The organism is Burkholderia sp. Tr-20390 (assembly GCF_017104595.1).
Lineage (GTDB): Bacteria > Pseudomonadota > Gammaproteobacteria > Burkholderiales > Burkholderiaceae > Burkholderia.
Genome location: NZ_JAAGPC010000113.1, coordinates 21,419 through 28,179 on the forward strand (window position 1 = coordinate 21,419; position 6,761 = coordinate 28,179).

General features: G+C 65.4%; 6 protein-coding genes. All 6 read right to left on the reverse strand.

Annotated elements, in window-relative coordinates; genetic code table 11:
* Positions 1–51: 51 nt before the first annotated feature.
* From dmpG to G3N98_RS25920, 6 genes are read right to left on the reverse strand one after another with little or no spacing between them, the layout of a single operon-like run.
* Complete coding sequence (dmpG, locus tag G3N98_RS25895; protein WP_089474893.1) at positions 52–1,083, reverse strand: 4-hydroxy-2-oxovalerate aldolase; 1,032 nt, start codon at positions 1,081–1,083, stop codon at positions 52–54.
* Between the two features lie 11 nt (positions 1,084–1,094).
* The gene (locus G3N98_RS25900; RefSeq protein ID WP_175238504.1) at positions 1,095–2,042 is read right to left on the reverse strand and encodes an acetaldehyde dehydrogenase (acetylating); all 948 of its coding nucleotides are present in this window, start codon (positions 2,040–2,042) and stop codon (positions 1,095–1,097) included.
* Positions 2,039–2,848: a fumarylacetoacetate hydrolase family protein gene (locus tag G3N98_RS25905; RefSeq protein WP_175238503.1), complete on the reverse strand. Its 810-nt coding sequence runs from the start codon at positions 2,846–2,848 to the stop codon at positions 2,039–2,041. The genes G3N98_RS25900 and G3N98_RS25905 overlap by 4 nt, the downstream gene beginning before the upstream one ends.
* A 26-nt stretch (positions 2,849–2,874) precedes the next feature.
* The gene (locus G3N98_RS25910) at positions 2,875–4,641 is read right to left on the reverse strand and encodes a bifunctional 3-(3-hydroxy-phenyl)propionate/3-hydroxycinnamic acid hydroxylase (protein WP_089474896.1); all 1,767 of its coding nucleotides are present in this window, start codon (positions 4,639–4,641) and stop codon (positions 2,875–2,877) included.
* Positions 4,638–5,648 carry a VOC family protein gene (locus tag G3N98_RS25915; protein WP_089474897.1) on the reverse strand — a complete coding sequence of 337 codons (1,011 nt, stop codon included), beginning with the start codon at positions 5,646–5,648 and terminating at the stop codon, positions 4,638–4,640. Before G3N98_RS25915 ends, G3N98_RS25910 begins: the two co-directional genes overlap by 4 nt.
* A 16-nt stretch (positions 5,649–5,664) precedes the next feature.
* Entirely contained in the window at positions 5,665–6,528 is an 864-nt protein-coding gene (locus G3N98_RS25920) for an alpha/beta fold hydrolase (RefSeq protein ID WP_206149581.1), read from the reverse strand.
* Between the last annotated feature and the right edge of the window lie 233 nt (positions 6,529–6,761).

The window sequence follows — 6,761 nt, forward strand, 5'->3', positions numbered from 1 at the left end:
ATGACGAAATATATTTAAAGCGTGTCGTTTCGGTATCGAAACGCCGCCTACCTACGTCGCCGCTCGGGATGCGTCCCGGGCGTTCGACAGATCCAGCGCCACGTCGACGATCATGTCTTCCTGACCGCCCACCATGCCGCGCCGCCCTAGTTCGACGAGGATATCGACCGTACCGAGATCATATTTCCGGGCAGCCAGTTCAGCATGGCGCAGAAAGCTGGAATACACGCCGGCATAACCGAGCGCAAGCGTCTCCCGGTCGACGCGCACCGGGCGGTCCTGCAGCGGCCGGACGATATCGTCCGCCGCATCCATCAGCCGGTACAGATCCGTGCCGTGACGCCAGCCGAGGCGCTCGGCTGCCGCGACGAATACCTCGAGCGGTGCGTTCCCCGCCCCGGCTCCCATTCCCGCCAGGCTCGCGTCCACACGATCGCACCCTTCCTCGACCGCGACGATCGAGTTCGCCACACCGAGACTCAGGTTGTGGTGCGCGTGAATGCCCACCTCGGTGTCGGGTTTCAGCACATCCTTGAACGCGCGGACGCGGTCGCGCACGTCATTCATGTTCATCGCACCGCCGGAATCCACGACGTAGCAGCAGGTCGCGCCATAGCTTTCCATCCGCTTCGCCTGCTCGGCCAGGCCGGCGGGCGTGTGCATGTGACTCATCATCAGGAAGCCCACGGCCTCCATGCCGAGTTCACGCGCGAATTCGATGTGCTGGCGGGAAATGTCGGCTTCCGTGCAATGCGTGGCGACCCGCACGATGCGTGCGCCCGCGTCGTACGCGGCACGGAGATCGTGCACGGTGCCGATACCGGGCAGCAGCAGCGTGGCGACCTTCGCGTGGGTGACGACCTCGGCGACGGCCGCGATCCATTCCGGGTCGGTATGCGCGCCGAAACCATAGTTGAAGCTGCCGCCCTGCAGGCCGTCGCCATGCGCGACTTCGATCGAATCGACCCGCGCGGCATCGAGCGCCGTCGCGATCTGCCGCGCCTGCGCCACGCTGTACTGGTGACGAATCGCGTGGCTGCCATCACGCAGCGTCACATCGGAGATATAGACCTTCTTGTCCATGGGCGGCGTTCTCACGTTGCGTCGCGCAGCATGCGGGCGGCGACCTGTTCGGCCATCGCCCGGGCCGCGCTCGTCATGATGTCGAGGTTGCCGGCGTAGGCCGGCAGATAGTGGGCGGCCCCCTCGACTTCGAGGAAGATCGAAGTCTTGAGGCCCGACATGCGTTCGCCGACACCCGGAATACGAATCGGCCGATCGGATTCGATGCGATCGAACTGCACGCGCTGCTTCAGGCGGTAGCCCGGCACGTACGACTGCACCGCGTCCACCATCCGCGCGACCGAGGCCTCGATGCGCGCTTCGTCGGCGAAATCGCTGAGCGTGTATACCGTATCGCGCATCATGAGCGGTGGCTCGGCCGGATTGAGCACGATGATCGCCTTGCCTCTTGCCGCGCCGCCGACCGTTTCGATCGCGCGCGCCGTCGTCTCGGTGAACTCGTCGATGTTGGCACGCGTGCCCGGTCCCGCGCTCCGGCTCGAGATCGATGCGACGATCTCGCCGTAGTGGACGTTGGTGACCTGCGACACCGCCGCGATCATGGGGATCGTCGCCTGTCCGCCGCACGTCACCATGTTGACGTTGGGTGCATCCAGATGGCGCGCGCCGTTGACCACCGGAATGCAGTACGGACCGATCGCCGCCGGCGTCAGGTCGACCACGCGGATGCCGGGCCTGATCGTGCGCAGGAACGCATCGTTGTACGCGTGGGCCGATGCAGACGTCGCATCGAACACGATGTCGATGTCGGCAAACGCGGGCATCCGCGCGAGCCCCTCGACGCCTTCGTGCGTCGTGGCGACGCCCATCCGGGCTGCACGCCCCAGCCCGTCCGACGCGGCGTCGATCCCGACCATCGCACCCATCTCGATATGTTCGCCGTGCCGCAGGATCTTGATCATCAGATCCGTGCCGATGTTGCCGCTGCCGATGATGCCAACCTTGAGTTTCCTGCTCATTGAGCGGCTCCTGTGACGAGACGGCAATGCACGCTGCCGAGCGCGCCGATTTGCGCGTGAATCGCGTCCCCGCTCGCCACCGCCACCATCGGGCCAAGCGCACCGGACAGGATCACGTCACCTTCACGCAGGCCCTGTCCATGACGCGCCATCGTACGAGCGAGCCAATAGACCGCGCGCAACGGATGGCCAAGGCAGGCTGCACCGACGCCGGTCGAGACGACGTCGCCGTGCTTGGTCATCGTCATGCCGAGCTCGCCGAGCGAAAGCCGGCCGAGCGACACCGGCTGATGGCCGAGCACGTACGCGCCGCACGACGCATTGTCGGCGACGGTGTCCTCTAGCGTGATCCGCCAGTCGGCGATTGCACTGTCGACGATCTCGAGCGCCGGCAACGCATAGGCCAGCGACGACACGACGCGGCTGTAGCTCGGTGCGTGGTCGTCGAGATCGCGACCGACGACGAACGCGACCTCGGCCTCGATCTTCGGTTGCAGCAAGCGATCCATCGGCACGTCGTCGCCGTCGAGATACTCCATGTCGTCAAACAGCACGCCGAAGTCAGGTTGGTCGACGCCGAGTTGCCGCTGCACCGCGAGCGATGTCAATCCAATCTTCCTGCCGATGATGCGCGCGCCGGCAGCGGTTCGCGCCGCCGTGTTCGCTTCGGCCACCGCATAGGCGGCAGCGAGCCCGGCAATGCCGAACCGCTCGGCAATCGGTTCGACCGGAGTGCGCGTCGCGCGCGCATTGCGCAGTGCGTCGGCGGCGGCATGAATACGGGAATCGTCAGGTAAGGGACACATGATTGGCGGAATGAAAGAGTCGGAATTCAGGCAGCCCTGGCGAACGACGCCGCATCGGCCGGCACGGCCGCGCGGGTACCGCCGCCCGTATTCGGCACGCCGAGCTGGTCGCGCAGGCGCGTCACCGTGCGATCGAGTTCGGTCACGGGTACGACGGCGAATACGAACCGGTCCGGCCTGAGGATCGCCACGGCCTTGTCGCGAAACCCCGCCTTCGCGAACCACGCGATCATGTTGCCGTCAATGTCCTCGACCTCGGGTGCGCCACCGTTGCGGTTGTCGCGCTCGACGCCCTCGAGCCCCTGCGGACGTCCTCCGTACGGATAGAGCGTGACGTACCGCACCGACAACGCCTGCAGCACTTCAGCGGACGCGGCATCCAGATACCGGGACGGATCAACGTTCAGGCCAACGAGCGAAAATCCGCGCCCGAGCACGTCGTCCATCCGCTGCCTCGCGCCGTCGAACCGGCGCACTTCGGGTTGCGGGGCAAGCGCCCCCTCCGGGCCGTTGCGGCGGCGCCGCGGCAGCCCGATGTACGCGTTCTTCCTGTACACGGGCGCCGGCTTGAAACCGCCCTCCTGAAACCAGCGCCTGAGCGGCGGGATCATCCGGATGACCGCGAGCGACGTGTCGCGCACGAACGTGCCCAGCGGATTGCGTACGGATACGACATTCTTCAGCAGCACGGACACGTCGATCATCGCCTTGGCGTGCGCGTGGCGCTCCGACTGGTAGGTGTCCAGTAGTGCATCGCCGGCGGCGCCGCGCAGCACGAGGTCGAGCTTCCACCCGAGGTTGTACGCGTCGCGCACGCCGGAGCTGGCACCCTGCCCCATGAACTGCGGCGTCATGTGCGCCGCGTCGCCCGCGAGCATCACGCGGCCGATCCGCCATTTGGCCGCGATCAGCGCATTGAACGTATAAACGAGCTTGCGCTTGACGACGAACTGGTCCGGATCGACGAACCGGGACAGGTACGCGCGCACCGTCTCCGGTCGCTCCATGTTCTCTTTCGTTTCACCGGGCATCAGCATGAATTCGAAGCGGTGAAACTTGTCGGGCTGCACGCAGCTCACGACCGGCAGCTTTGGGTCGACGACGAAATTGAAGTACGGCAGGTGGCGCAGTGCGTCCGTTCCGGGCTTGCGCTCGATATCCACGACGAGCCACGGTTCGGGAAAGCTCTTGCCGGCCATGTCGATGCCGAGTCGCGTGCGCACGATGCTGCGCCCGCCGTCCGCTCCGACCATGTACCGCGCCCGCAGCGATTGCACATCGGGTTCCGCACTCAAGCGCGTACGCGCATCCGTGGCTTCGCTGAAGCGCGCATCGCGCGTGGCCTGGTGCACGATGTCGACGCGGTCGGCGTCCTGCGAGAAATCGACGACTTCGCGCCCGCGCCGGATCGTGACGTTCGGATAGCGCGACAGCGTGTCGGACAACGTCGTTTCGAGATACGGCTGATAGAAGAAATTGATGATCGGCCAGCCGAGCGGTCGCTTGCGCGGCATGTACTGCGTGATCGGCGTGCCGTCGGGGCGCACGAGCTGCACCGGCGTTTCCATCATCATGCGCGCCTGCAGTTCGTCGGCCACCGCCAGATGCTGGAAAATCCGCATGCATTCGTCGTCGGTATAAACAGCGCGGGCATTACCGTAAAACACCGGTTCGCGCTCGAGCACGACGACGCGGTGGCCCGCCTGGCCGAGCAGGTGTGCGAGCACCAGGCCGGTCGGCCCCAGCCCCACGATCGCGACGTCGCACGCATCGTCCTGATGCACTACGCTCATGTTTGGTCTCCCTGGATGATGAATTCCGGATGCAGCAGCGACGCGAACGCGCGTCGCGCGCGGCCCAGCCGGGCGCGCAACGTCAGGTTCTCCGGGCGATGGCCCCACAGGCTGATCCCGCGGTAGGTCGTCGTGCTCCACGCGCGCTCGTCCACGACGATCGGGTTCCAGCCGAGTTCCATCTCGAAACCGGACGGCGTCTGCACATAGAACGAAAGCTCGCGGTCGTTCGGGTGCTGGCCGATCGCATTGGCGATCGGGTATCCCATCGACCTGCATCGCAAATAGGCCTGCGTCACATCGTCCAGTGACGCGCACTGGAGATTCAGGTGGTGAATCTGCGTGCGCAGCGGATTCAGGCGAATCCCGCGCGTCGCCGCGGTCGCGAGCGAATGGTGGCGCTCGTTCAGCCGCAGAAATGCGAAATCGAGATTCAGGCCGTCGATCTTGTCCTCGATTTCGTCGGACAGGCGCGCGTCGAATACCTTTTTCCAGAACGCCTGCATCGCTTCCGGCTGACGCGTCGTGATCGCGACGTGCCCGAGGCCCGATGCGCCTGTCACGAATCCGCTTGCCTTCATCTGCAACGGCGAATCGGTCAGCCCCGCGTCGGTGAACAACTCGGTGCGCAACCGCTTCGGTCCGGTGAAGTGCCAGAAGCGCGTCACCCCTCGCAACGCGGCTTCGTCCGCACTGCCCTGCAGCACCTCGATGCCGAACGCGGACAGCCGCTCGAACGCAAGCTTCAACGCCGCGTCGTCGGCCAGCTGCCAGCCGATCGCGGTGACGTCTTCCGCTTGTCCTTCATGAACGATCAAGCGGCGCTGATGCGCATCGATCCGGCAGGCGAGCAACGTGGGCTGCGGACGATCCGCATGCAGCCCTAGCCCCTCCGTGACGAACGTGCTCCAGGCGTCCAGTCGGACGGATTCGATCAGCAAATAGCCAAGACGCACGCGACCGAACAACGTGTCGGGCGAGGCCGGCGAGCTGGCGATGGTCGGCATGGCGACGCGCTCCACCTCAAACACGGCGGAAGACGGGCGCGTCGGCGCCGTCTTCGGCCAGAAATGCCACTACCATCGCGTTGAATTCGTCAGCGCGCTCCCACTGCACCCAGTGGCCGGTCTTGCTGAACAGGTGCACGTCGCAGTTCGGCATGCGCCGCTGCAGCGAGCGGGCACCGCTCGGTCGATTGACCTTGTCCTCCGTTCCCCACAACACGAGCGTCGGGTTTTGCACGCCGGCCAGACGCGGATCGCGCGTGAAGTCGAGTTTCCTGAATTGCGGAATGCCCTTGGGGCCGAGCAACGGCGGGCTGGCGACGACCTCCGGGTCGATACTGGACTGAAAGCGCTCCTGGAGCGTCGCATCGGATACCAGGCTGCCGTCGTAGACGAGGTCGCCCCGGATGAACGTCGCGAGTTTTTGCAATGTCGGGCCTTCGCCCTTGTAGTAATTCAGCAGACGCTTGAGGCCGGGCGTCGGCAACCCACGCGTCGTATCCACGCCGCCGGGCCCCATCAGCACGAGACGGCCGACCGCTGCCGGCCGCTCGATCGCCATGCGCAACGCGCAGGCGCCACCCAGCGAGTTGCCGAGGATGTGCGCGCGCTCGATACGCAGCGCATCGAGCATCCCGAGCATGCTCGCAGCCAGGTCGCCGAACGGGTCACCGCGATCCAGGCCCTTCGTCGATTTGCCATAGCCGGGCATGTCGGGCACGACGACGCGGTGGACGCACGCGAGCGCACCGACATTGCGCGCGTAATTGGACATGCCGGAAGCGCCGGGGCCGCCGCCGTGGAGCATGAGCACCACCGGGCCCTCGCCCGCTTCGGTAAAGGAAATGGTTCGCGCACCGACTCGAACGGTGCGTTGGGTCATTGCGTGAGTCATGAACGGGGCATTCACGGCGGAGTCGCTCCAGACGGTTGATCAGGCTTGCTTGTTTTAATAATGAGATATTTGTCATCGTGACAATATACTCGTTTTCACCTAGCCAGCCGGAGCGTCTGTTGCGTCGCCGTATAATTCCCGCCATGAATGAAACGACCGTTGACCATCGGACCCGCGTCGCGGCGGAGCGACGCGAACGCATGCGCGCCCGCCTGATCGAA